This window comes from Desertivirga arenae (genome assembly GCF_017355785.1).
GTDB lineage: Bacteria > Bacteroidota > Bacteroidia > Sphingobacteriales > Sphingobacteriaceae > Desertivirga > Desertivirga arenae.
Window position 1 is genome coordinate 63,265 of sequence record NZ_JAFEWE010000019.1, and the last position, 22,383, is coordinate 85,647.

At 39.1% G+C, this 22,383-nt stretch carries 17 protein-coding genes and 1 tRNA gene; 8 read left to right on the forward strand and 10 right to left on the reverse strand.

What is annotated here, in order from left to right; translation table 11 throughout:
- Positions 1-36: 36 nt before the first annotated feature.
- The gene (locus tag J4N24_RS23890; protein ID WP_207536257.1) at positions 37-855 is read right to left on the reverse strand and encodes a 2,3,4,5-tetrahydropyridine-2,6-dicarboxylate N-succinyltransferase; all 819 of its coding nucleotides are present in this window, start codon (positions 853-855) and stop codon (positions 37-39) included.
- A gap of 149 nt (positions 856-1,004) precedes the next feature.
- Here J4N24_RS23890 and J4N24_RS23895 point away from each other — a divergent pair, with 149 nt between their 5' ends.
- Complete coding sequence (locus tag J4N24_RS23895; protein ID WP_207536258.1) at positions 1,005-1,424, forward strand: RNA-binding S4 domain-containing protein; 420 nt, start codon at positions 1,005-1,007, stop codon at positions 1,422-1,424.
- A 65-nt stretch (positions 1,425-1,489) separates the two neighbouring features.
- Here J4N24_RS23895 and J4N24_RS23900 read toward each other — a convergent pair whose 3' ends face one another.
- Entirely contained in the window at positions 1,490-1,972 is a 483-nt protein-coding gene (locus tag J4N24_RS23900; RefSeq protein WP_207536259.1) for a nucleoside deaminase, read from the reverse strand.
- Positions 1,973-2,054: 82 nt separating this feature from the next.
- Positions 2,055-2,654, reverse strand: coding sequence for an OmpH/Skp family outer membrane protein (locus J4N24_RS23905; protein WP_207536260.1), 600 nt, complete (start codon positions 2,652-2,654; stop codon positions 2,055-2,057).
- Positions 2,655-2,900: 246 nt separating this feature from the next.
- Between J4N24_RS23905 and gyrB the strand changes: the two genes are divergently transcribed.
- Positions 2,901-4,859 carry a DNA topoisomerase (ATP-hydrolyzing) subunit B gene (gene gyrB, locus J4N24_RS23910; RefSeq protein WP_207536261.1) on the forward strand — a complete coding sequence of 653 codons (1,959 nt, stop codon included), beginning with the start codon at positions 2,901-2,903 and terminating at the stop codon, positions 4,857-4,859.
- Between the two features lie 60 nt (positions 4,860-4,919).
- Here gyrB and J4N24_RS23915 read toward each other — a convergent pair whose 3' ends face one another.
- The 4 genes from J4N24_RS23915 to mdh all read right to left on the reverse strand — a co-directional run bounded on the left by J4N24_RS23915 (position 4,920) and on the right by mdh (position 7,792).
- Positions 4,920-5,861, reverse strand: coding sequence for a hypothetical protein (locus J4N24_RS23915; RefSeq protein ID WP_207536262.1), 942 nt, complete (start codon positions 5,859-5,861; stop codon positions 4,920-4,922).
- 91 nt (positions 5,862-5,952) lie between these two features.
- On the reverse strand, positions 5,953-6,369 hold the full coding sequence (locus J4N24_RS23920; protein WP_207536263.1) for a group III truncated hemoglobin: 417 nt from the start codon (positions 6,367-6,369) through the stop codon (positions 5,953-5,955).
- 18 nt (positions 6,370-6,387) lie between these two features.
- Positions 6,388-6,837, reverse strand: a complete 450-nt coding sequence (locus J4N24_RS23925) for a retropepsin-like aspartic protease (protein WP_207536264.1) — start codon at positions 6,835-6,837, stop codon at positions 6,388-6,390.
- A gap of 16 nt (positions 6,838-6,853) precedes the next feature.
- Positions 6,854-7,792, reverse strand: coding sequence for a malate dehydrogenase (gene mdh, locus J4N24_RS23930; protein WP_207536265.1), 939 nt, complete (start codon positions 7,790-7,792; stop codon positions 6,854-6,856).
- A gap of 145 nt (positions 7,793-7,937) precedes the next feature.
- On the opposite strand from mdh, the gene J4N24_RS23935 reads away from it, so the two are divergent.
- Both J4N24_RS23935 and J4N24_RS23940 read left to right on the forward strand, forming a co-directional pair.
- Positions 7,938-8,444, forward strand: coding sequence for an RNA polymerase sigma-70 factor (locus tag J4N24_RS23935; RefSeq protein WP_207536266.1), 507 nt, complete (start codon positions 7,938-7,940; stop codon positions 8,442-8,444).
- A gap of 7 nt (positions 8,445-8,451) precedes the next feature.
- On the forward strand, positions 8,452-8,793 hold the full coding sequence (locus J4N24_RS23940; RefSeq protein WP_207536267.1) for an anti-sigma factor: 342 nt from the start codon (positions 8,452-8,454) through the stop codon (positions 8,791-8,793).
- 10 nt (positions 8,794-8,803) lie between these two features.
- Here the strand turns inward: J4N24_RS23940 and tamL are convergent, their stop codons facing one another.
- Positions 8,804-11,104, reverse strand: a complete 2,301-nt coding sequence (gene tamL / locus J4N24_RS23945) for a translocation and assembly module lipoprotein TamL (protein ID WP_207536268.1) — start codon at positions 11,102-11,104, stop codon at positions 8,804-8,806.
- Complete coding sequence (locus tag J4N24_RS23950; protein WP_242691791.1) at positions 11,097-16,130, reverse strand: translocation/assembly module TamB domain-containing protein; 5,034 nt, start codon at positions 16,128-16,130, stop codon at positions 11,097-11,099. The genes tamL and J4N24_RS23950 overlap by 8 nt, the downstream gene beginning before the upstream one ends.
- Before the next feature lie 138 nt (positions 16,131-16,268).
- Between J4N24_RS23950 and J4N24_RS23955 the strand changes: the two genes are divergently transcribed.
- Positions 16,269-17,540, forward strand: coding sequence for a serine hydrolase domain-containing protein (locus J4N24_RS23955; protein WP_207536269.1), 1,272 nt, complete (start codon positions 16,269-16,271; stop codon positions 17,538-17,540).
- 79 nt (positions 17,541-17,619) lie between these two features.
- Here the strand turns inward: J4N24_RS23955 and J4N24_RS23960 are convergent, their stop codons facing one another.
- The gene (locus J4N24_RS23960; protein ID WP_207536270.1) at positions 17,620-18,597 is read right to left on the reverse strand and encodes a type I phosphomannose isomerase catalytic subunit; all 978 of its coding nucleotides are present in this window, start codon (positions 18,595-18,597) and stop codon (positions 17,620-17,622) included.
- Positions 18,598-18,811: 214 nt separating this feature from the next.
- On the opposite strand from J4N24_RS23960, the gene J4N24_RS23965 reads away from it, so the two are divergent.
- The 3 genes from J4N24_RS23965 (at position 18,812) to J4N24_RS23975 (ending at position 21,098) form a co-directional block, all read left to right on the forward strand.
- Positions 18,812-19,018 (forward strand): hypothetical protein, encoded by a 207-nt coding sequence (locus tag J4N24_RS23965; RefSeq protein ID WP_207536271.1) that lies wholly within the window; start codon positions 18,812-18,814, stop codon positions 19,016-19,018.
- Positions 19,019-19,363: 345 nt separating this feature from the next.
- A tRNA-Asp gene (locus J4N24_RS23970) sits at positions 19,364-19,473 on the forward strand.
- Positions 19,474-19,697: 224 nt separating this feature from the next.
- Positions 19,698-21,098, forward strand: a complete 1,401-nt coding sequence (locus J4N24_RS23975; RefSeq protein ID WP_207536272.1) for a pectate lyase family protein — start codon at positions 19,698-19,700, stop codon at positions 21,096-21,098.
- Positions 21,099-22,383 lie beyond the last annotated feature (1,285 nt).

Here is a 22,383-nt window from a genome sequence, read left to right on the forward strand (position 1 = left end):
CCTTTTACCTTCTGCCTTTATACTTTTTCCCGATCGTTATACTGCAACGTTATGCTCCCGTAAAGCATCGTTAAGGGAAGTCTTCTTGTCAGTTGATTCTTTGCGCTGGCCAATAATAAGAGCACAAGGTACCTGATACTCTCCTGCTGGGAATTTTTTAGTATAAGAACCCGGAATAACTACTGAACGGGCAGGCACTTCGCCTTTATATTCAATAGGTTCAGGACCAGTTACATCAATAATTTTGGTAGAAGCAGTTAAACATACATTTGCACCAAGAACAGCTTCTTGTCCAACACGAACACCTTCTACAACAATTGCTCTTGAGCCGATAAAGCAGTTATCTTCGATAATAACAGGAGATGCTTGTACCGGCTCTAAAACACCACCAATTCCCACACCACCACTAAGGTGGACGTTTTTACCAATTTGTGCACATGAACCAACAGTTGCCCAAGTGTCAACCATTGTACCTTCATCAACATAAGCACCAATGTTAACATAAGAAGGCATCATAATCACCCCTTTAGCCAGGTAGGCCCCATAACGGGCCGTAGCCTGAGGGACAACGCGAACACCTAATTCTTTATAGTTTGTTTTCAACTTCATTTTGTCGTGGAAAACAAATGGACCAACTTCTATAACTTTCATCTGACGAATAGGGAAGTAAAGGATTACAGCTTTCTTTACCCAATCGTTCACATGCCAAACACCAGCAACAGGTTCAGCGGTACGAAGCTCGCCTTTATCCAGCATCGCAATTACGGTCTCAATGGCATTAGCGTATTCAGGGAAACTTACCAGATTGCGATTTTCCCATGCTTCTTCAATCTGTTTTTTAAGTTGTGGTATCATTATAATCTTAGAAATTTTTGGCAAAGTAAAGCATTTTTAAGGATTTTTGCGACAACGTCTTACTTGCCGCCTCGGATAGGTAAAAGCATAAGTTGCTGGCATCTTTTGTGTAGATAAATCTTTAGAGCAAGTAATGGTCGATTTAATGTATGGCTGAAAAGGAAAAATTGAGAATAGATAAATACCTGTGGTCTATCAGGGTATTTAAAACCAGGACTTTAGCTACTGAAGCGTGTAAAGCAGGGCGGGTTAAACTGGATGGACAGAATATAAAGCCTTCCCATGAAGTAAAAGTAGGGGAGCTCTATCATGTTTCTAAAGGGATTGAGAGAAAACAACTGAAGGTGACAGGTCTGCTATATAATAGAGTGGACGCAAAAACTGCTGTGAACTATTATGATGATGTCACTCCTCATGAAGAGACTTTTAAATACAAATCGATGTTTCATGCTCCCTCTTTGCAGAGAGATAGAGGAACAGGGAGACCAACTAAGAAGGATCGCAGAGAGATTGATGATTTACTTGATGAGTCGCCCGAAACCAAAAAGTTCTGGGAGGATGATGAGTAAATTTATTGGCACGAATTACACGAGTATTTTTAGGCATAATGTAAAAATGAATTATAGTTTTATTGTTAATAATCAATTTTAAACTCTGATACCTCCCATTTTTTAAAAGCCAATATAGCTTCGTCCCTTAGTAATTGAACCACTGGCAATTTTCGTTTTTCTACTTCCAGTTCTAATTCGTCATAGATGAATTTGTCATTAAAGCCAACGTCAGCTGCATCATGCTTCGTGTTCCCGTAATAAATCTTGGAGATTTTAGCCCAGTAAATAGCACCGAGGCACATGGGACAGGGTTCGCAGCTTGTATAGATGACACAGTCAGAAAGATCAAATGTCTTTAATTTTTTAGCAGCCAAACGAATTGCCGAAACTTCTGCATGGGCAGTAGGATCTGTGCTCGTTGTTACTTTATTCGCGCTTTTTGCCACAAGCTGCCCGTCTTTTACAACCACTGCTCCAAACGGACCACCTAAGGCTTTTTCTACGTTTTTTTCGGCTAGGTGAATAGCCATTCTCATAAACTTTTCGTGCTCTTTGTTATTGTTCATTGTATGCAAATCCAAAAAAAATCCCCAACTGAAAAGAAGGGGACCTGATTAAATAAATGAAAATATCTTTAAGCTGTTTTATTTATTTCTTTTCGCTTTTGTAAGAATCGTTAAGTTTCGTTACTACATCTTTTGTCACATCTAACGTCTCGTCAGCGTAAAGAATAGAAGGGTTGGTCTTAGAGTAAGTAAGAACAAATTTATAACCCTTTTCTTTTGCGTAACTTTTAAGGAATTGCGCTACCTTATCATATAGCTTAGCATTCTCATCCGCTGACTCATTTGCAAGAGCAGAGCTTGCATTCTGATTAAACGCCTCTAGCTCTTGTTGTTTACGTGCCAAACGCTGTTCTGTAACCGCGCGCTGATCTGCACTCATTGTTTGAGCATTCTGACGATATTCTGCAACTTCACGCTGAAAAGCATTTCCTTTAGAGGTTAAATCTGCTTGTGCTTTTTTAGATTTAGACTCTAATTTAGTTCTGATGTCTTTATAAAAATCAGCATTAGCAACCAAGGAGTCAGAGTTCACATACACTATTTCTGTTGCAGCTTTTGCGGGAGCAGAAGTAGTTGAAGGGGTGCTACTTGTTGTTTTAGATTGTTCTTTATTACATGCAACTACAGTAGCGGCTATGATTAATGAAGTACTTATTCTTGAGAGTGATACAAAACTTTTCATTTCTGTTTAATTTATGGCAAAGATAAGTTTTCGTCTGAAGTATCAAAGACGTTCTATGGATTACAGAAAATGGTATTATAAGATGATGTCTTTGTTGATCAGGTATAAAATTTATTAGCATTAATGTACAGTCCGTATAGATAACATTTTCGAGTGAAAATACCTCTTTTAATCGTCATATTTATTCTTAAGTAATGAAATGCCACTTTAAACCATTAAATTTGAAGTTATTGTTTAACTCAAAATATGGTTGAAGAAAAGGAACAGAAATCTAACTATTCGGCAGATAATATACAGGTTTTAGAAGGTTTGGAAGCAGTACGTAAGCGTCCTGCCATGTATATTGGTGATATCGGTATAAAAGGTTTACATCACCTTGTTTACGAAGTAGTTGATAATTCGATCGACGAAGCATTAGCCGGATATTGTACGGATATTAAGGTTACAATTCATATAGATAATTCAATCTCTGTTGAAGATAATGGTCGCGGTATTCCAACCGCAATGCACACTAAAGAAAAGAGATCAGCTCTAGAGGTAGTAATGACTGTCTTGCATGCTGGCGGTAAGTTTGATAAAGACACTTATAAAGTTTCAGGAGGATTACATGGCGTAGGGGTATCATGCGTTAATGCACTTTCTACTTTGTTAATTGCTACTATCCATCGCGATGGTAAAATTTTCCGTCAAGAATATGAAAGAGGTAAGCCTTTATACGATGTAAAGGTAATTGGTGAAAGTCAGCGTACAGGTACTATTGTTACCTTTCATCCCGATGCTGAAATCTTTACTCAGACCACTGAGTATAAGTATGACACTCTTGCAGCACGTCTTCGTGAATTAGCTTATTTGAACAAGGGGATTAGATTAAACCTGATTGATGAACGCGAAATACTCGAAAACGGTAGCTATTTGCAGGAAGAGTTCTTCTCAGAAGGCGGCTTGAGTGAGTTCGTTAAGTATTTAGATGGAACTCGCGTACCGTTAATTCCTGATCCTATCTATGTAGAAGGTATTAAACAAGGAATACCGGTAGAGTTAGCACTACAGTACAACGATACGTACTCTGAGAACGTTCATTCTTATGTGAATAATATCAATACAATTGAGGGAGGTACTCACGTAGCTGGATTTAGAAGAGGTCTTACCCGTACACTAAAAGCTTATGCCGAAAAGTCGGGCTTGTTGAAAAATCTTAAGGTTGAGATTACTGGAGATGACTTTCGTGAAGGCTTAACAGCGGTTGTTTCTGTAAAGGTTGCCGAGCCTCAATTTGAAGGCCAAACCAAAACCAAACTAGGAAATAACGAAGTTACAGGGGCTGTAGATGTTGCCGTAGGTGAAATTTTGGGCAATTATCTGGAAGAAAATCCAAAGGAAGCAAAGCTTATCGTTAACAAGGTTGTGCTCGCCGCTACGGCCAGAGCTGCTGCTCGTAAGGCGCGCGAAATGGTGCAACGTAAGAGTGTGATGGGTGGTTCTGGTTTACCAGGAAAACTTGCTGATTGCGCTGATAAAGATCCTGCACGTTGTGAGTTATACCTGGTAGAGGGCGATTCTGCGGGCGGTACTGCTAAGCAAGGTCGCGATCGTAACTTCCAGGCAATCCTTCCATTAAAAGGTAAGATCTTGAATGTAGAGAAAGCAATGGAGCATAAGATCTACGAGAATGATGAGATTAAAAATATCTTTACAGCTCTGGGAGTAAGTATAGGTACTCAGGAAGATGCAAAAGCTTTGAATCTTGAAAAGCTTCGGTATCACCGGATTATCATCATGACCGATGCTGATGTTGACGGATCTCACATTACTACGCTTATCCTTACGTTTTTCTTCAGATACATGAAGGAGCTTATTGAATATGGTTACGTATATATCGCAGCACCTCCATTGTATCAGGTAAAGAAGGGGAAAGAGTTTGAGTACGCCTGGAATGATGAGCAACGTGATGCGGCAATTCAACGACTAAAAGGGTCGGGTAAAGAGGATAGCGTACACGTGCAACGATACAAAGGTCTGGGAGAGATGAACGCGGAGCAGCTTTGGGAAACAACCTTGAATCCTGCAACACGTACACTTCGTCAGGTAACTATAGAGAATGCTGCAGAATGTGATCACATCTTCTCAATGCTTATGGGAGATGAAGTAGCTCCGCGGCGCGACTTTATTGAAAGAAATGCAAAATATGCAAGAATAGACGTATAGTTTACAAAGATGATTATAGTGGAAAATCCTGGTCAAAAGACCGGGATTTTTGTTTTCTAATTAAAAGAGCTTGCTTGTGGCCGGGTTAACCCTGGGATAATTCATCCGCCTTAATTCGTCAACAACATCTGTATTGTTCTGATAAATCATTTCATTTGGAAGAGAATAGTTTAAATATATCGCCGCGCTGTTTTGCCTATCAGAGGTAATATTAACTTTTTGTCTTTTATAACCGTCATAAACAATCATAGTACATGTATTCGGTGGAATTATCCCCAGATTTTTAGCATAAACTACAATTTCATTCATTCCCGATAATAGATCTAGTTTAACCTTTTTTGTAAAGGGCTTATTTGAAATCCGGTGATCTTTAATTATCTCTTGTCTGTTCAGATAAACGCTCACCGTGTCATAGTCCTCCTTTAAATAGTCTTTAATAGTAATTTCAATAGAAAATTGGTGTACATCCAGAATAATAGGTTTAGCTAAAGTTGTATTTAGAAAAAATATATCTTTTGAGGTATCCAGGAGTATTTTACTATAAACTGCATTAGGTATTTTTACAGTGTTTGCCTTTCCCAATGTTATTCGCTTTAGGAATACTTCGCCAGGTGGACAGTTGCCTTTAGTATTTCCCCACTTGCCTGTTAGATATTCACAAGTATCTTTTGAGAACCTGACGTTTTCATACTTTATACAGAGTCCGTACTTTTCATCAGGCATTTCCTTCTTAAGAATTTTAAGTTCGGTAAGTTTTAGAACATTTCTATCAACCTTTCCAATAAAATCAAAGATTCCCTGGAATACGAATAATTGAGTGCTATACAGATATGCTTTCCCTGTTAGAACATTGTCGTCCTGTGTTTTTACATCAAGTGTATATTCTGAATGGTTCAAAAGACCTTCTCCCGTTATATATCCATGCCACAAACCCTTAAAGTCCTGTCCCTTTCCAGCAAAACTATCCAGTAGAATTAGAATTAGAAAGAAAAGTTTGTTCATAGGTTGAAGGTTAATATAGGTTAGCTTAGTCTGAAAATAAAATCCCTTTTAATAGTAAGCGATTGTTACCTTACAGATTTAAATATACGAATTATTGCTTTGTTTTAGAAGGATTGCGTATTTGAACGCCATCAGCAGCTGTAGTTATCTTGTAGTACATTAAATCAGCTATAGAGGTAGCTTTCTGTTTAGCTTCTTCGGCTTTTGTGCCTTTAAAATTTTCGTCTATCGTTAGGAAGAAAAGCGATTTCCAGCGGTCAAAGTGCTCGTTCTGTAAAGGGGTCTGCTTATTTAGATGAAAATGAACCTCCATCGGATTTCCTTTAAATCCTTTTTGGCCAAGAATAATCGTTTCAAAAAACTCATACATCTTCGGAAGATGGGCCTCCCAGTTTACTTTTGCAACTTCGTTAAAGATAAAGCCGATTAGTTCATCTTTCTGAACCTTTTCATAAAAAGCGTTAACCAACGTTTCAATATCTTCCCGGGTTTTTATGTCTGCTTTCATAAGGCAAAACTAAGAGACTCACAACTTATTAAAATGATGCTGGTCATAGATGGAAAAACTCAAGACCTTTGTAGAATAGTCAATAATTGCACCATACTCCATTAAAATATCCCCTCCAATCACTCCAATTACAGCTTCTGAGTATACCTGCTGATAAGCCTGATTAATAGAAGAAAGATCAAGTACAGCAGTTTCAAAATTTTGAATCTTAAGCTCTCCTATCTCGAACTGAGGGATAGTGAGAATATAACTCTCCATCGTATTTGTGCCAAGGCCTGTAGAAAGCTTATCACTCAGGAGCAAAGTCTCCTTGTCTATATATTCTTCAACCGTGTTTTTATCAAGAACAGTTCTCGAAGCACCCGTATCCACAACAGCCCTGAAACGCTTATGAAAAACAACGACCTCCACCAGAAGGTGAAAGCCGTCATCATTTAAATTTAAGATTTCTAAAGGTATATTTATCATTACCCCTGTATTCGCATTACAATACGCCTGTTTCTTTTAACACGTTATTCATCGCTCTAACCGCTTCAGCACTCTTGTTAAATGCTGCTTTTTCCTCATCATCAAGACGTAGTTCAAGAATCTTCTCAATACCATTTTTACCTAACACAGCTGGTACAACAAGAGAAATGTCCTGCTGGCCATATTCACCGTTCAAGGCAACTCCACAAGAAATTAATTTCTTTTGGTCACGCACAATACTTTCTACCATACCTGCTGTTGCTGCTCCCGGAGCATACCAGGCCGATGTTCCAATTAACTTTGTTAACGTAGCTCCACCACCCATAGTGTCTTTAATAACTCGCTCTTGTTGCTCCTCATTTAAAAACTGAGTAACAGGCAAGCTATTCCAGGTTGCATGCTTAATTAGCGGAATCATGGTTGTATCGCCGTGGCCGCCAATTACTACGGCATTTAAATCTGCCGGAGAACAACCTAATTCTCTGCTTAAATAATACTTAAATCTCGCAGAATCTAACGATCCACCCATTCCTATTACTTGATTTTTTGGCAACCCCGAAGTTTTCAAAGTCAGGTAATTCATAGTGTCCATGGGATTAGATACTACTATAATTATGGCATTAGGTGAATATTTAAGAATATTTTCGGTAACTGTCTTAACAATTGAAGCGTTGGTACCTATTAATTCTTCCCTGGTCATTCCAGGTTTTCTTGGAATTCCGGAAGTTATAACAACAACTCTCGAATCGGCTGTAGCGGCATAATCATTAGTAACTCCTTTAATTTTAGAGTCAAAACCAAGTAAAGCAGCGGTTTGCATCATGTCGATCGACTTGCCTTCCGCCAGGCCTTCTTTAATATCTAATAGGATAAGTTCTTCAGCAAGTGCTTTGCGGGCAATATCATCAGCGCACGTTGCGCCAACTGCTCCAGCTCCAACTACAGTAATTTTCATAATGGACAATTAAGGTTATTTTCGGGGCAATTTATAGTTATATTTTTAACATAGAAACTCTTTTTCTTTAAAATGTTTTGCACCCTGTAGCGTTTTGTTAATAACAATCGTTAAAGCCTTAGTTAAGATTTTATTTTTGCTATAGATGTCTTTAATGCTTGATATTTCCGGTTTCGAAGCACTCTTTTCAGTCAATTATCAGGCCCTGTGCGTTACTTCCTATCGCATTGTGCAGGATAAAGATATTGCTGAAGATATAGTGCAAGACATCTTTTATAAACTCTGGGAGAATAGGGAGGCGTTAATAATCCGTACTTCCCTTAAATCATACCTTTTTCAACGTGTAGTAGATCAATCTTTAGAATACGTTAAACGATTTCGGAGTGCTTTCGGAAAGGAGAATTTCTACCCTGAAGATCGTTACTCTGACCAAGTTGACAAGGAACATACGATGGCCCTTAAAGGTGTTGGTAAATGGGTAGAAGAAGCAGTCCGTTCCCTTCCTGAAGTTTGTCGCATGGTTTTTATACTTAGTCGTTATCACAGACTTAGTTATCCTGAAATAGCCTCTAAATTAGACATCCCTCCTAAAACAGTCGAGGGGCAACTCACAAATGCTATCTGTCACTTGCGTAAATTTTTATTGCATTAGTATACCTATGAGCGAGGAGGCGTACCATAATTTATTAAGCCGTTATCTTTCTAACGAGCTGACCCTGCAGGAAACAGAAGACTTGTTGGAGTGGATAGGTAATGATCCTGATAAAGAGAAATTACTTAGAGATTTTCAAGAAACCTGGGATTTAGCCAAAGATTATCCTGAAAGTTTTAGAGTTGACACTCCTGCGGCATGGCAAAGACTAAGGCATTCGATTAAGGATATTTCAGCTCCGGCAGCAACAACTACTATCCCAGTAAATAAGTGGATAGTCATTGCTGCCGCCTTCATAATTCTGATAGTTGGCCTAATCTTAGTTTTCCAGTATTTCCTAGTTAAATAGCTACAGAAGGTTAGAATGGATACCCAATAGCCAGATTAAATACCAGGTTTTCTTTTCTCCACTCCCTGCTAAAATCAATATCGCTAAATACCCAACGCTCACCTTTCGGTAGCCACGGCTTCCGAATAGGAAAGGCAAGATCTGTTCTTAAAACGAAGAAATTTACATCAAACCTTAGACCAACCCCTGTGCCCACTGCCAACTCACTCAGAAACTCTTTACTGAACTTTGCACCAGCTACAGGCTGTTCCGGATCATCACGTAATAGCCAGATATTTCCTGCATCTAGAAAAACTGCTCCTCTAACAATATTATTAAATTTAGGGCGGTATTCTGTATTGAATTCTAACTTAATATCCCCCGTTTTATCAGGTGCAGCAACTCCTTTTTCGCGACTAAAGTTTGGTTCACTCGAGCCGGGCCCAATTGATCTGGCTCTAAAAGCACGCAAACTGTTTGACCCTCCTATAAAGAACTGTTTGATGTAAGGAAGAGCAGGAGAGTTTCCAAATGCAAACCCGTAACCTAGAATTAAACGACTTGCCAATTGGTTCCCGTATCCGAGATTAAGGTAATGTCTAAAATCGTTTTCTATTCTAATATATTGGGAAAAGGGAATACTTAATAAGTTCTTTCTATTCCCTGTTTTATAGTTTGCTCCACTGAACAAACCCATTAAAACACCTGATTCATCTATATTAAAGTTTTCATAGAAGGTATGTTTCTTGTTAGTTTGAACAGTGTTGGTATAGAGGAAATTATAGTTGGGGCCCACGACAAGCTGGGTGTCAATTGCGCGTCGCAATGCAGGGTTGCGAGCCGCACTATCTGCATACCTGAAATCAACTTTATATGGAAATACATAAGTAGCTGCAAGTAGATTTAGAGTATGTTCCCGTTTCTGATCTTCTTTCCATACATACCCAAACGAGGTTCGGAATGAATTCAGTGAATAAGCTAACTTCCGGTCCAGGTAATCAAAACCCAGCATTATTTTGGTGCGGGGGATAAATGCACTTGATGCATTAAATTTAAAAGGAGAGATCAATTTAGGAATATTCAAATTAGCTTCAGCACCGTACCTAAATAAGCTATTACCCGGATTTACTCCCGATACCTGAATATCCGTTCCGGCATAAGCACTAATTGTTAAAAGTTCGGCTCCCCTAAAAGTATTACGGTTTCTCCAGCTCACATTTATTTCCGATCCACTAAAATTTGCAGAAGTGGTACGACTAAGTAACTCAGCTCTTAATGATTTCTTTGGATATGGAGACAAATAATAATAGGTGTCAAGTTGGTTTCCGGTGCCGTCGATAGACTCAGTAAACTTATTTTTAACAAATTTAAAGGTACCCAAATTAACTAGTCGATTTAAAGACATGTTATGATCCGTACGATTATAAATATCTCCCTTATGAAAGAACATTGTCCTTTCAAATACTTGTGGCTTGAAAGTGTGAGCAGTGTCAACAACTATAAAATCTTTGTAACGCTCTCCGGCTTTTACATCAATAGAATCTTTTGACAGGTTATAATTTGGATAGATGAAAATATTGTTGATAGTATACTTCTGCCTGGCTTCTTCAGAAGTCGCATTTTTTATGTTTACTACCAAGTCTACCTTGTGTTGATTATTAATACTGTCAACCTGAACAATAATATCTTCCGGACTGAAGTAGTAAAAGCCGCGTTCTTTCAGTCTGGCGTCAATTCTCTCACGCTCCGATTTAATTATATCGAGATCAAACGGGTCACCTATTTTTAGAAAACTTCTCCTTGCTGTTCTTGTGAGGGCTTTTCCTAAGTCACTACTGTCTGAGGCAAAGCGTACCGTGCTGATGGTATATTGCGGACCTGGAAAGGCATGGTAAGTTAAGCTAGCCTGTTTTCTTCGAAGCGAACTATCAGCGGTTGCACTGGCTCTGAAATAACCGCGGTTTTCCATCCTGTTGGTTAGCAGCTGCAGGTTATAATCAACCTTAACAGAACTGAATAGTACAGGAGGCTCGCCGAATTTAGTTCTTATTTTGTTACCAAGGCCTTTGGTTTTCTTAGGGTTTCCAAAGGAATTATATATCCAAAGCTTAAAAGGTATGCCTAGAAACCGGCTATTAGTTCTAGGGCGTAATACTCCCTTAAGTTCAGTGGCCAGCGCCTTCGCCTCGCGCGATTTAACGTCTTTGTCTTCTATTTTTACCGAGGCTCCTCTATAGAGATAATCTCCTTCGGGTACATATTTAGTAGTACTGCAAGCTGCAGCAATTAGAGTGGAAAATAAAAAAATTACCTTAATAAATCTGTTACTCATCTGCTGCAAGTTTTCTTTCTGCCTTTTCTTGTTCCTGGCGTTGTTTTTCTTCTTCAGTTTTGCGTCTTAAAATTTCCTTGAACTTGTTGTAATCAAGGTTGAGGATAAAGCCTAAACCGGTTTCTATAACTTGCCCCTCAACTGCCACCTGGTATTGGTTTCTGCGATATGCTCTTAGTTTGTATCGACCGTCTCTCGATAGCAAATAGTCTACAGCGATATCACCCGCCACATTATTGGAAGATTGTCTCGGTTGTCTTGGACCTTCCAATTCGAAATTGCTTCCTATCGAAACATTAATTCGATCATTCAATAATTGTTTTGAAGCAGTTACATTTAAATCGGTGCGGTTTTTAAGTTCTCCAGTAGTATAGTCGTCAGTTGATTCAAGGTTGAAGCTTAAGTTGACGCCACCAATAAGATCACCAGCGATATTATTAAGCTGATCATTTAAAAGCTTGCTTACACTTTGGCGGGCAAGCGATTCTGGTGTTGAACCCCCAGAGCTGCTGCTAAATGGATTATCAGAAACAAAGCGGTTCAATAGCACCAATGCAAAAGCTTGTTTATTTAGCTCCGAAGGCTCTGATTTCAGCTGATCAAGCCGGGTATTTACAGTCGAAACTACTGTATTTGATACATTGTAATTTCGTTCTGGCAAATCGATATCAAAGCTTATTTGTGGCTTCATCAGTTCACCTTTCAAATTCAGAAGTAACTCAAATGGGAGCCGTTGTTTGTATTGATTAATAACAGCTGGAGTTTCTGATCCAAGCTGTGCCGCTACCAGATCTAATGGAGCTGTTTCCGCTACATAAACAGCTGTTACATCTACGTCGGCCATTGTAGGGTCTCCATTCCAGGTAATAGTACTCCCTGAACGAATATCAAAGCGACGTTTAATGAAGTTGTATGATAACTCATACGCTCCCTGATCAAGGATATAGTTTCCTGTCAGATTAATTTTTCCGCTGGGGTCAATTCCTGCATTAAGCTGTGCTTGACCACGAACGCGAAGGAAATCTCCTGTTCCCTGGTCAACAATTATGCTAAATTCAGCTTCTTTATCCACCTCGATATTAGTATTAATATCCATACCAGTAAAAGGTGAAGTCGTAGCTGAATCGAGGCTTGAAGTCAGAGCTTCATTGTTTTTTGGATTGCTAAGATCTACAAATTCTACTACGCCTTCCCGTTCTTCAATTCCCGGGTCCGATTGTGGAAGTACCAGCGTTAGCTTCGTGTCTTTCAAAACTTTCAGGCTTCCATCTACTACAGGTGCATTCATATCGCCACGGATGCGAAGTCGGGTATCAATAAATAGTTGCCCGTAATACATCTCGTTATCCTTAGCTGTGGAATTAAGGGCCTGGAAATTGTCACTGGTAATATCAAGATTAAAACGATAATCAAGATAATTAGAGGTTAATAAAGCTCCGTCAACACTAAGATTATTTCCTGCCGAATCAAGGATAGAGAAATTATCAAACCTAATACCCTCTTCATTAAATCTAATCCTTTCATCGTTAATTCTATAGAGAGAATTAAGCATTCCGATTCTAAATGCGGCGTCGTTAAAATTAACGTCCCCAATAACATTTGGATCTGCAGTTGTACCTGTAATGCTCAAGCGACCATTCACACTTCCGCTAGCATCCTTCAAATTACCCATGGTAAATCCCTGAATACTTTTAAGGTCCAGGTTCGCAATGTTAAGATTCATATCAAAACTGCTGTTATTGATATAATAAAACCCACTCAAACGAACATCATTGCCTTTGCCACTGATATTCATGTTGGCAGCTAATGTGTTTGCACTTTCGTTATTAACCTGCAATGCAATATTTCCAACAGTATCACCGCGGAAGTTCAAATCACCAATGGTAATATCTGATGTGAAGATTGGACTGGTTTGAAAATTACGCACAAGAGCGTTTCCATTAATTGTTCCTCCTATTAGAAGTGAGTCTTTCCTCGCGATTTCAGTAAGGGTTTCAATTTTAAAATTGCTGAAAGTAACTGCTAGGGGATTATTTAAGCCAGGAGGTGTTGTGTTCAGAGACAAGCTCTGGCCAGCGTTAGAAATTACGAAGTTTTGCGCCATTACTCCCTGACTGCCAAAGCGTATAAAGTTTCCATTACTTACGTTCCACCGTTGCTGATTAAGAACCAGGCCGTCTGGGTTAAGACTAAATTCATAATTTGAACCCATGGCTTTTAATGCACCAGCAACCAGGTAATTTTGCCGGTTTTGTGCATCCCTTACTTCCAATCTTGTGTTCAATATGTTATTCTGAATGTTCCCTGTAATTGAGGTATTTAACAACTGGAATGATGCGCCGTTCAACCTGTTAAGAGCTACAGAATAGTTTATAGCATCATTGCGTGTATCAACATTAAAATTAAGGTTGCTTAGATCATATCCACCATAGATTATCCTTGGAGCTGTTCCCTGAGCCGTTAGTTGACCTGTTCTTCCATCAAAACTACCACTCATATTTACCGTTGCCAATTCTTTAATTTGTGGGGCAAACTGCTGTATTAATGGCCCATTCGTTACCCTTGCATTAAATTGCAAGTGCTGGTTCGCAGCTGTGCGGGTGGTTACGGTTCCTGTATTATAATACTTATTAATTACAGATTGAATTGCTGGCCCTACTTGTGTAAGCTTATATTTCCCTTTAACATCTGCAGACAGGATATCAGAGCGCACATGAAGTGAATTACTGTCAGCTGAAGCGGTCGAGGTTACATCCACTGTATCAACCTGTATCCTTTGGCCCGATCGTACCATTATAGCATCTGTGAGGCGTATACTTCCATTGAGGTAATCCACGTCGGCAGTAGGAAAATCAGCCTCAACTTTTCCCCTGAATCTGAAATCTTCCGACATAAAGTTCAACTTCTGTAAATTTAGGCTGTCTACATTCAGGTCCATCTTGACTGCTGGATACTTTCGGTTGAAATTAGCATTTGCAACAAGATCGAAGTTGATGTTGGGGTCAGACATGTTTGCAACTGCGGATATTGCTCCATTACGAGCTCTTCCTTTCATAGTCAGATTACGATAGTTGTACCGGTTATATTGCGCCTGAATCACTTTTCCACTGAAACTGCCGTTTAAGGTTTTCGGATCAGTTCCACTTGCATCAACCCGGGCCACCATGGAAACCCTTCCCATCGTCTTCTCCTGTTTTATAATACGCCCAACATTTAAATTATAAGTACGAACATCCGCTTTGTAGCTTACCGTGTTTCCGTTTTTTACAAATGCTACAGCTTTTGCACTTCCATCACTCGAGTTTAGATTTAGATTTGTGTTAAAGCTAGTCATACTTCCCTTGAAGGTACCTGCCAGGCGTATGGCGTCAGGAACCCGAATGTTTGAAGGTATTGTTCCACGTGGGACCAGCGAATAAATATCCTGACTTCTGGTAGCGAAATTTTTTATATTCAGGTCGAAAAAGGCTCTGTTCATATCAGGAAGGCCGGTGATCTTCCCTGAAGCATTAAGTGTTGTACTGCCAAAACCTGAAACCTGGAATACAGGAATAGATAGATTTTTAACTAAACCATGTACTTCGCTATTAATATTTAGAATTTCTGACGAGTGACTTTTAAAGGGTTCGGTAGCGGCAAGAGTGGGAACAAAAATTAATACATCGCGCAAGCCAAGCCGACTATGTTTAAGATTAGCATCTATTCGTAACTCGCCTGGATTAGTACTCAAACTTTCAATAGAAGGATACGCTAACTGTATTTCATCCCTTATCACAGTTTGCGAAGTTTGTACATATAGTTCTTTTAGATAGGTTTTGTTTTTTCCATAGAAAAAGTTTGTATTTAACCGCTTTAAATTAAAGCCGCTTTTATCGCGCATGCTACCAGAGTTAATCCTTCCTGATATGGTGTCAATTCCGTATAAGAAGTTGGAAGCGCTGAGATTTAAGTTTTTTATATCCAAATGCCCATAGTCCATACCCACTCGCTGGCGCGGCATGTTCTGGTCATCGAATCGGAGATTGTTTTCAGCGAAGTTTATGTTATCTGAAGTGAATTTCCAAACTTCAGATGCCGCATTGGCATTTTCTTTAACTTCTTTTTTAACTACCTTCGCCTGGACCTTTTTTCCCAACGTAATTGCGAAGGTTGAGTTATTAAGGTTAATGTCTCCCAGATCAATTACTTTATTTTTAAGGTCTAATTTATCAGTCTTAACATTTAGCTTGCCCAGGTTTACGTCAGCGTCAAGGGCCGAAACGTCATTTCTGTAAACTACTTTAATTCTATCCAGATCAGCTTCTCCAAGAGTTAAAGCCATTTCAATAGGTTGCTGAGCTTCCACCACGTCTGCTACTTCTGAATCGGCTTTTACCGCGGGTTTTCCCTGAATTACAACAGCATTGACGTTAGATAAAGTAAACTTTGGAATATTATAAATACTCTTCTCCATGTCAAATTCCTTCACTCTGGTATCAAAATGCCCTAGGTAAAGTTTCACATCATTTGCAGTTGGAGCATCTTTGTATTTAACCCTAATCCTGTCTAAGTTAATTCTGTCAACAGAGAACTTCATTGGAGCTGCGGCAGTATCAACTGGTTGCGGCTTTTGCTGCTCGCTAACAAAGGCCTTTAATATATAGTCGAAGTTGAAAACGCTATCGGGCGTTCTGGAGATGTTAGCTGTTACACCGCGTAAATCTATTTCATTAATCTCAACGGTGTTCTTAATCAGCTTCAAAAGACTGATGTCTACTTTCAGTGTATCCCCAGCAAGCAAGGTGTCTTTTTGCTGGTCTTCAAAATATACATCCTCAAGTACAATAAGCTTGGGAAGATCGAGGCTCAGGTGATTTATTTCAACCTTAGTTCCTATCTTGTTTTCAAGAAAGTTGACAGCTTTGCCCCGTGCAAAGTTTTGAACCGCCGGTACTTCTATCAGCACAAATACCAGCATCACAAGGAAAAGAATAATCCCCACTATCCAGAGAAGAATCTTTAAAGAAAGTATACCGTAATTTTTCAAGGCACAGAGTATTAGTGTTTATTAAATTCGGATTTACAAAAAATGTTTGGAATTAGAATTTTTTTGCTTATATGGCACTCAAGGCCCTTGCAGGAAGGCAACTTTTGCTAGTTTTACAAACCAATTTATAGATCCTTTATGAAACTGAAATTTCTTTCACTGAAACTAATCATACTGCTCGGCTTGTCATTTCAGGCTTTTCCTCAAACTAATCTTGTATCAGCACCTCCTGCTACAGTTAATGTTAGCTTCGATCGTCTTCAGCGTATTGATGCCGTAATCCAGCAAAGTTTAGATAAAAAAGAAATAGCCGGAGCGGTTGCTCTCCTGGCACGAAATGGCAAGATTGTTTATAGCAAAGCTTTTGGTTATTCAGATATTGAATCAAAAGCTCCTTTACGTACGGATAATATTTTCAGAATTGCTTCACAAACAAAGGCTATAACCAGTGTAGCAGTTATGATGCTTTTTGAAGAGGGGAAGTTATTGCTTGATGATCCAATCTCGAAATATATCCCCTCGTTTTCAAAACCACTTGTTTTAGATAAGTTTAATCCAGCCGATTCATCTTACACTACTGTACCCGCAAAAAGAGAGGTTACTATTAGAGACCTGCTCACGCATACCTCAGGTATCGACTACGCGGTTATAGGTACTGCACCTTTTAAGGCTATATATGCTAAAGAAGGAATTCCGGTAGGTTTTGAAGGTGGTAAGGTAACTTTAAAAGAGGCTGTGGAACGACTAGGTAAAATGCCACTCGGCCATCAGCCTGGTGAAAGGTTTACGTATGGGCTAAATACAGACGTGCTTGGATATTTAGTGGAAGTTTTATCCGGCAAATCTCTGGACAAGTTTTTTGAGGAACGAATATTCCAGCCTCTGGGAATGAAGGATACGTATTTTGTCCTTCCAACAAATAAGCATTCACGTTTAACTCCTATCTATACTTTCGATACAAATAATAATTTAGTGAAGTATGAAAGGAACGGTGTCATTACCGCAGATTACCCCACACGTAAGACCTCTTATTTCTCCGGAGGTGCTGGTCTTAGTTCCACAATAACCGATTATGCAACTTTTCTTCAGATGTTACTGAATGGAGGCGTATACAACGGAAAGAGGCTCTTAGGGCGGAGGACCGTGGAGTTAATGACCTCCAACCAGATAGGAGAACTTAATGTGCGTACAGATAAGTTTGGTTTAGGATTTCAGATCACAAGCGAGCTGGGGCAGGCGAAATTAGGAGTAAGTAAAGGATCTTTTGGTTGGGGAGGTTATTTTGGTACAACATATTGGGCTGACCCTAAAGAGAAAATTGTGGGTCTCATATTTATTCAACAAAGTCCCCTAAAGTCTGATATTCACGATAAGTTCAGGGCCGCAGTTTACCAGTCATTGAACGATTAGTAAAGCTATTATAAATCAAAAGCCTTCTGATTATAATCGGAAGGCTTTTGATCTATAAATCCGAAAGCAATAGCTGGCACTATACGTAGCTCTCAAGTATTTTAAAGCCAGAATCTGTACTTATAGAAACTTTATTTACGTTAGCAGGAATAAGGATACTATCTCCCATTTTAACCTTTAGTTCTCCACCATCATACTTCAAGGTGTAAGAACCCTGCACGCAAACATGGATCACAAATGAATCAATAGAAGAGTAATCCCTTTCTGCTGACTGACTAAAATCAAGGATATTTGTAGTAAAATAATCGCAGGTAACTACTTGAACGGGCTCGTTCTTCTTTTCGTCATAAAGAGATTTGTACTCAGGGTAAACGTTGTAGTCGATAGCGGCTAATGCCTCTTCTGTATGAAGTTCTCTTTTGTTTCCCTTGTCATCTACACGATCAAAGTCGTAGATGCGGTAAGTGATATCAGAAGTTTGTTGTATTTCAGCTATTAATAATCCTTTACCAATAGTATGAACTCTTCCTGCAGGTAAGAAAAAAACATCGCCGTCTTTTACCTGTTCTTTGTTAAGAATATCGTTGATCTTGCCGCTGTTTAGTTTATCAAGATAGGAACCCTGATTCACCTGTTGATTAAAACCCGCAATAAGTGTTGCGTCCTGATCGGCCTGAATAACATACCACATTTCTGTTTTACCGAAAGAATTATGACGTTCTTTAGCCAACTTATCATCAGGGTGAACCTGAATAGAAAGGTCGTCATTTGCATCAATAAACTTTACAAGAAGTGGAAATTCGTTACCGAAGCGCTCGTAAACCTTTTTTCCAACTAGTTCGTGCTTGAAGTCTTCCAATAGCGTAGCAAGGCTTTTTCCTGTTAGAATGCCATTTTCAACTACAGAAACATCACTTTTAACTCCTGAGATCTCCCAGGTCTCACCGCAGTTGGGAAGTGGCGAAAAATCTTTGCCTAGGTAAGTTCTGATTTTTTGACCACCCCAGATCTTGTCTTTGTAAATGGTTTTAAATTTTAATGGGTAGAGAGATGACATGTTTAGTAAATATAATTTCTACAAGTATAATCATTGTTACAGGAAGTGTGAATTGCTAAATCAATTTAATACTTCTCAAGGGGAGAATACAGGATATTTTGATCTTACTACGGATAGAGATCAAGTTTTCTATATATAGTTGAATGAGCGCTATCATTTCTATAGTTACCGAAACATTGCATTTTCGTACTGTAAGTTTTAATCTCACTATAATATGGAACTAAAAGAAAACTCTATCGCTTGTAATTCCGAATTCAATAAGGGCTATGAAAAAGGCTATCATAATAAAGATTATACCTGGGAGGATGGTATCAAGTATGCTGCAGTAACCTGGCCTCAAGAACCAGAAGAATTTACAAAAGGATTTCTGCAAGGCCAGCAGGATCGCCTTAGGGATGAAATGCAAAAATGGATGTGTTGACAAGCGCAACCCAAAGCTATTAAGGCAAGTAAAGGCATTACGTCCTTTAAAGCTTTGCTTGCCTTTTTCTATTTTCCCAATCCTCTTTATTTACCTAACCTATCCATCTTAAAATCCCAAGCAAGTTTATAATCTGATAAAGCTTCAATTGTTTATTTCTTATTACAACGTTTACAATCTCATAATAGCAACGTGAAAACTATCTAGCGTTTTGAAAAATCGTCACATTTTAACTTGTTTAGTTAGTATTTTAATAAAAATTAGGTTTTTTCGTTGAAATATTTGTATCGAATTGAACTAGTGCTTATCTTTGTATCAACACTTCGATAAAAAGGTGTTACACACTGTAGGGTGGTGAAATTGGCAGACACACCTCCTTGTCTCGGTGGCGGAGATCCTGGGAAAACTGGTAACAGTTCAACCACTCCTTGAAGGTTCGACTCCTTCCCCTACAGCTCCTTTCGTTTAATTTAGGTTTATAATTGGTTAGTTTGAGCTCGAGCCCATCTCGAGCTTTATTTTTTTTCAGAAATTTTTGCAATAGCAACTGCAATGGAGTGCAGGAAGCCCTTAACGCTTGCAAGTCATTAAGATTATATTCTACAACTATTAGAGAAATAAATACAGGAATAGTTATAACTGAGCTAATATATTTGGAGCCATATAGACCTCAATAAATATGATTTTTTCTTTAAGGGCTGCTGTGGTTGCACTTGCAATCTTATTCACCGGCCGTATTGCATTCGCTCAACAAATTGCATTTCCCGGTGCTGAAGGGTACGGAAAATTTGCCAGTGGTGGCAGGGGAGGAAGAGTTGTCGAAGTGACAAATCTACATGGTGATGAATCTCCCGGGAGTTTGCGTGCTGCTCTTAGTACTCCAGGCTCTGATCCTATAACAATTGTCTTTCGTGTATCTGGAACTATCAGCTTAAATAAAGGATTGGTGAAGGTGGGCCGTTCCAACATGACGATTGCTGGACAAACGGCTCCAGGAGGCGGAATCTGTATTAAGGATGGATGTTTGAAATTTAACGGTAGCAATCTTATTATAAGGTATATGAGATTTAGGCCTGGCGATGAGGCTGGTTTAGCTGATCTTTCAAGTTTAGGTAACGAGAACTCAAAAAATGTGATTATTGACCATTGTTCTTTAAGTTGGTCGAATGAGGAAAGTCATACCTGTTACGATAATAAATATATTACTGTACAATGGTGTATCTTAAGTGAAAGCCTATATAATTCTTTTGATTCAAAAGGGGCAAGAAGTTATGCAGCACAGTGGGGTGGACAGTATGCTAGCTATCATCACAATTTGATTGCGAGTAATGCAAGTCGCTCTCCACGAGTAAACGGCGCTCGCTCTCATGATACAGTAGCTCTTTGCGATTACAGGAATAATGTGATTTATAACTGGGGTAAATCAGGTGCAATTTACGGAGGAGAGTTAGAAGTAAATTCTCCCTTGGCAAAATGTAATGTTAATTGGATAAATAATTATTACAAGCCGGGTCCCGCAACTTCTGCTGAACATTACTTTGCAGCTCCTTCTTATGAGTCTAACCGAGGAAAAGCGAAAGGGTATGCAAAATGGTTTTTTGCAGGAAATTTTATGGAAGGGGAGACTGCTTTAAATAAGGATAATTGGAAAGGAGTAGATATAAGTAAGGTGGGCTCGGCTAGTAATATTAAGGCGGAGGTAGAATTTTCAGTAGAAAAGCCAGAAACTCAAGCCGCTAAAGATGCTTATAAGTTAGTTTTGAAAAAAGCTGGTGCAAATTTCCCACAGAGAGATGCAGTGGATTCAAGAATTGTGGCCGAAGCATCGGGGAAACAAGCTCACATTGGAGGGGGGAAGTATGGTAATAATAAAGGAATAATTGATTCTCAAAGAGCCATAGGGGGATGGCCAGAATTAAAAGCAGGGTCAGCACCTCCAGATTCGGATCATGATGGAATGCCCGATAGCTGGGAGCAAAGGAATAAACTTGATCCAAAAGACTCTGAGGATAGAAATCGAAAATCTGCAGACGGCTATACAATGTTAGAAAAGTATTTGAACGAGCTTGCTCAGTCGTAATAGATTGATGATATCACCAACTGGTGGTGAATCTCACGTTTTTTATTGAGGCTTCTCTTTTTCAGGGGAAGCCTCTTCTGCTTTGTACCTTCCAATGTCAAATAAGGGATCCTGTTTTCAATATTCCCTTTTCTGTTCCGCCTTCTATAAATTTATTCCTCATTTAGGTAACGGCTAAACGCAAAGAAATACTTTAACGCCACAAATGTAAAGGGTAGAAATGTAAGTTTAGTACTGCGGCCAATGTCTGCGGCGAATTGCGGGGATTTGCGGGCTTTTGCGGCGAAATGCGGAAGGAAGAGTAATTTCTTCGAGGATTGTTCGAGAAAAGGGGGTACCTTCTTCGGAAATCCTCGAAGCCTTTCCGAAGTTGGTCCAGCCCTGTCTCAGTCTTGGGTATAACTTGGTACGGTCGACGTGTTGTATAGGCAAATAAACTTGTACGGTTATTTTAAGAGGAGACCAATCCTTAATTCTCTTACAATACCAAGAGGATAAAGAATAGATACTCCCCAGATAAAGCACAGATAAAGCACAGATAGTGGCCTGGAAAGCACTAAATGTATTTACGGGCTAAGAAATCAAAAACAAGAAATAATAAGCTAGCTCAAGCCCCGTTTAAATAAAGGTTTCACTAAAAAGAAGAGTAAAAGCTAAGTCAAACCAAACGCAACATACAAAGCCTCAGGTTGTTTGGACTTATTTCGAAAAAAAGCTTGACGGCTAAAGAAAAAACTCCCACCTTTGCAGTCCCAAAACGAACAGGACTGGGGAAAACGGAAGCAGCGCAAGGCTGCCCCGGAATTGAAAAAAGAGAGAAAAGGACGGCGGAAAATTATTTTAAAATACTTCTTGCCAGAATGAAAAAAGATTCTCACCTTTGCGGTCCCGAAACGGACAGGTTGGAAAGTAAGAGCGAAATGCTTTAATACTACTGAAAACCAGCAAAGAGCAAGTTTAAAGGAAGAAAAAAAATCTTCAAATAAATTTGCAGAGAAATAAAAAACTTCTCATCTTTGCAGTCCCAAACCAAAAGGGTCGCCGAAGCGCAATGCAGAAAGCGAAAATGAAAAAGTAAAATCAATGAAATTCCCGCTTCAAACCGGTGAAATCATATGAAGAAATAGGATCGGAGAAATCGAAATAAAAATCGGTGTAATCCTTTCCAAATAAAGCTGAACCGAGACGGAGAGGCGAAAAAGTTCTTAAAAAGATTAATCAGATAGCATAACGGGAAGGAAACTTTTCGTTAGAAAAATTATCCAAAATCAATTTTCTCGGATAG

What these genes read in the sequence shown, in the direction of transcription:
- gyrB (WP_207536261.1), top strand. Translation starts at nt 2,901, where the DNA reads ATGGTTGAAGAAAAGGAACAGAAATCTAACTATTCGGCAGATAATATA.
- J4N24_RS23935 (WP_207536266.1), top strand. Translation starts at nt 7,938, where the DNA reads ATGTCTTTAATGCTTGATATTTCCGGTTTCGAAGCACTCTTTTCAGTC.
- J4N24_RS23915 (WP_207536262.1), bottom strand. Translation starts at nt 5,861, where the DNA reads ATGAACAAACTTTTCTTTCTAATTCTAATTCTACTGGATAGTTTTGCT.
- J4N24_RS23955 (WP_207536269.1), top strand. Translation starts at nt 16,269, where the DNA reads ATGAAACTGAAATTTCTTTCACTGAAACTAATCATACTGCTCGGCTTG.
- J4N24_RS23940 (WP_207536267.1), top strand. Translation starts at nt 8,452, where the DNA reads ATGAGCGAGGAGGCGTACCATAATTTATTAAGCCGTTATCTTTCTAAC.
- J4N24_RS23975 (WP_207536272.1), top strand. Translation starts at nt 19,698, where the DNA reads ATGATTTTTTCTTTAAGGGCTGCTGTGGTTGCACTTGCAATCTTATTC.
- J4N24_RS23965 (WP_207536271.1), top strand. Translation starts at nt 18,812, where the DNA reads ATGGAACTAAAAGAAAACTCTATCGCTTGTAATTCCGAATTCAATAAG.
- J4N24_RS23920 (WP_207536263.1), bottom strand. Translation starts at nt 6,369, where the DNA reads ATGAAAGCAGACATAAAAACCCGGGAAGATATTGAAACGTTGGTTAAC.
- mdh (WP_207536265.1), bottom strand. Translation starts at nt 7,792, where the DNA reads ATGAAAATTACTGTAGTTGGAGCTGGAGCAGTTGGCGCAACGTGCGCT.
- J4N24_RS23925 (WP_207536264.1), bottom strand. Translation starts at nt 6,837, where the DNA reads ATGATAAATATACCTTTAGAAATCTTAAATTTAAATGATGACGGCTTT.
- J4N24_RS23960 (WP_207536270.1), bottom strand. Translation starts at nt 18,597, where the DNA reads ATGTCATCTCTCTACCCATTAAAATTTAAAACCATTTACAAAGACAAG.
- J4N24_RS23905 (WP_207536260.1), bottom strand. Translation starts at nt 2,654, where the DNA reads ATGAAAAGTTTTGTATCACTCTCAAGAATAAGTACTTCATTAATCATA.
- tamL (WP_207536268.1), bottom strand. Translation starts at nt 11,104, where the DNA reads ATGAGTAACAGATTTATTAAGGTAATTTTTTTATTTTCCACTCTAATT.
- J4N24_RS23900 (WP_207536259.1), bottom strand. Translation starts at nt 1,972, where the DNA reads ATGAACAATAACAAAGAGCACGAAAAGTTTATGAGAATGGCTATTCAC.
- J4N24_RS23890 (WP_207536257.1), bottom strand. Translation starts at nt 855, where the DNA reads ATGATACCACAACTTAAAAAACAGATTGAAGAAGCATGGGAAAATCGC.
- J4N24_RS23895 (WP_207536258.1), top strand. Translation starts at nt 1,005, where the DNA reads ATGGCTGAAAAGGAAAAATTGAGAATAGATAAATACCTGTGGTCTATC.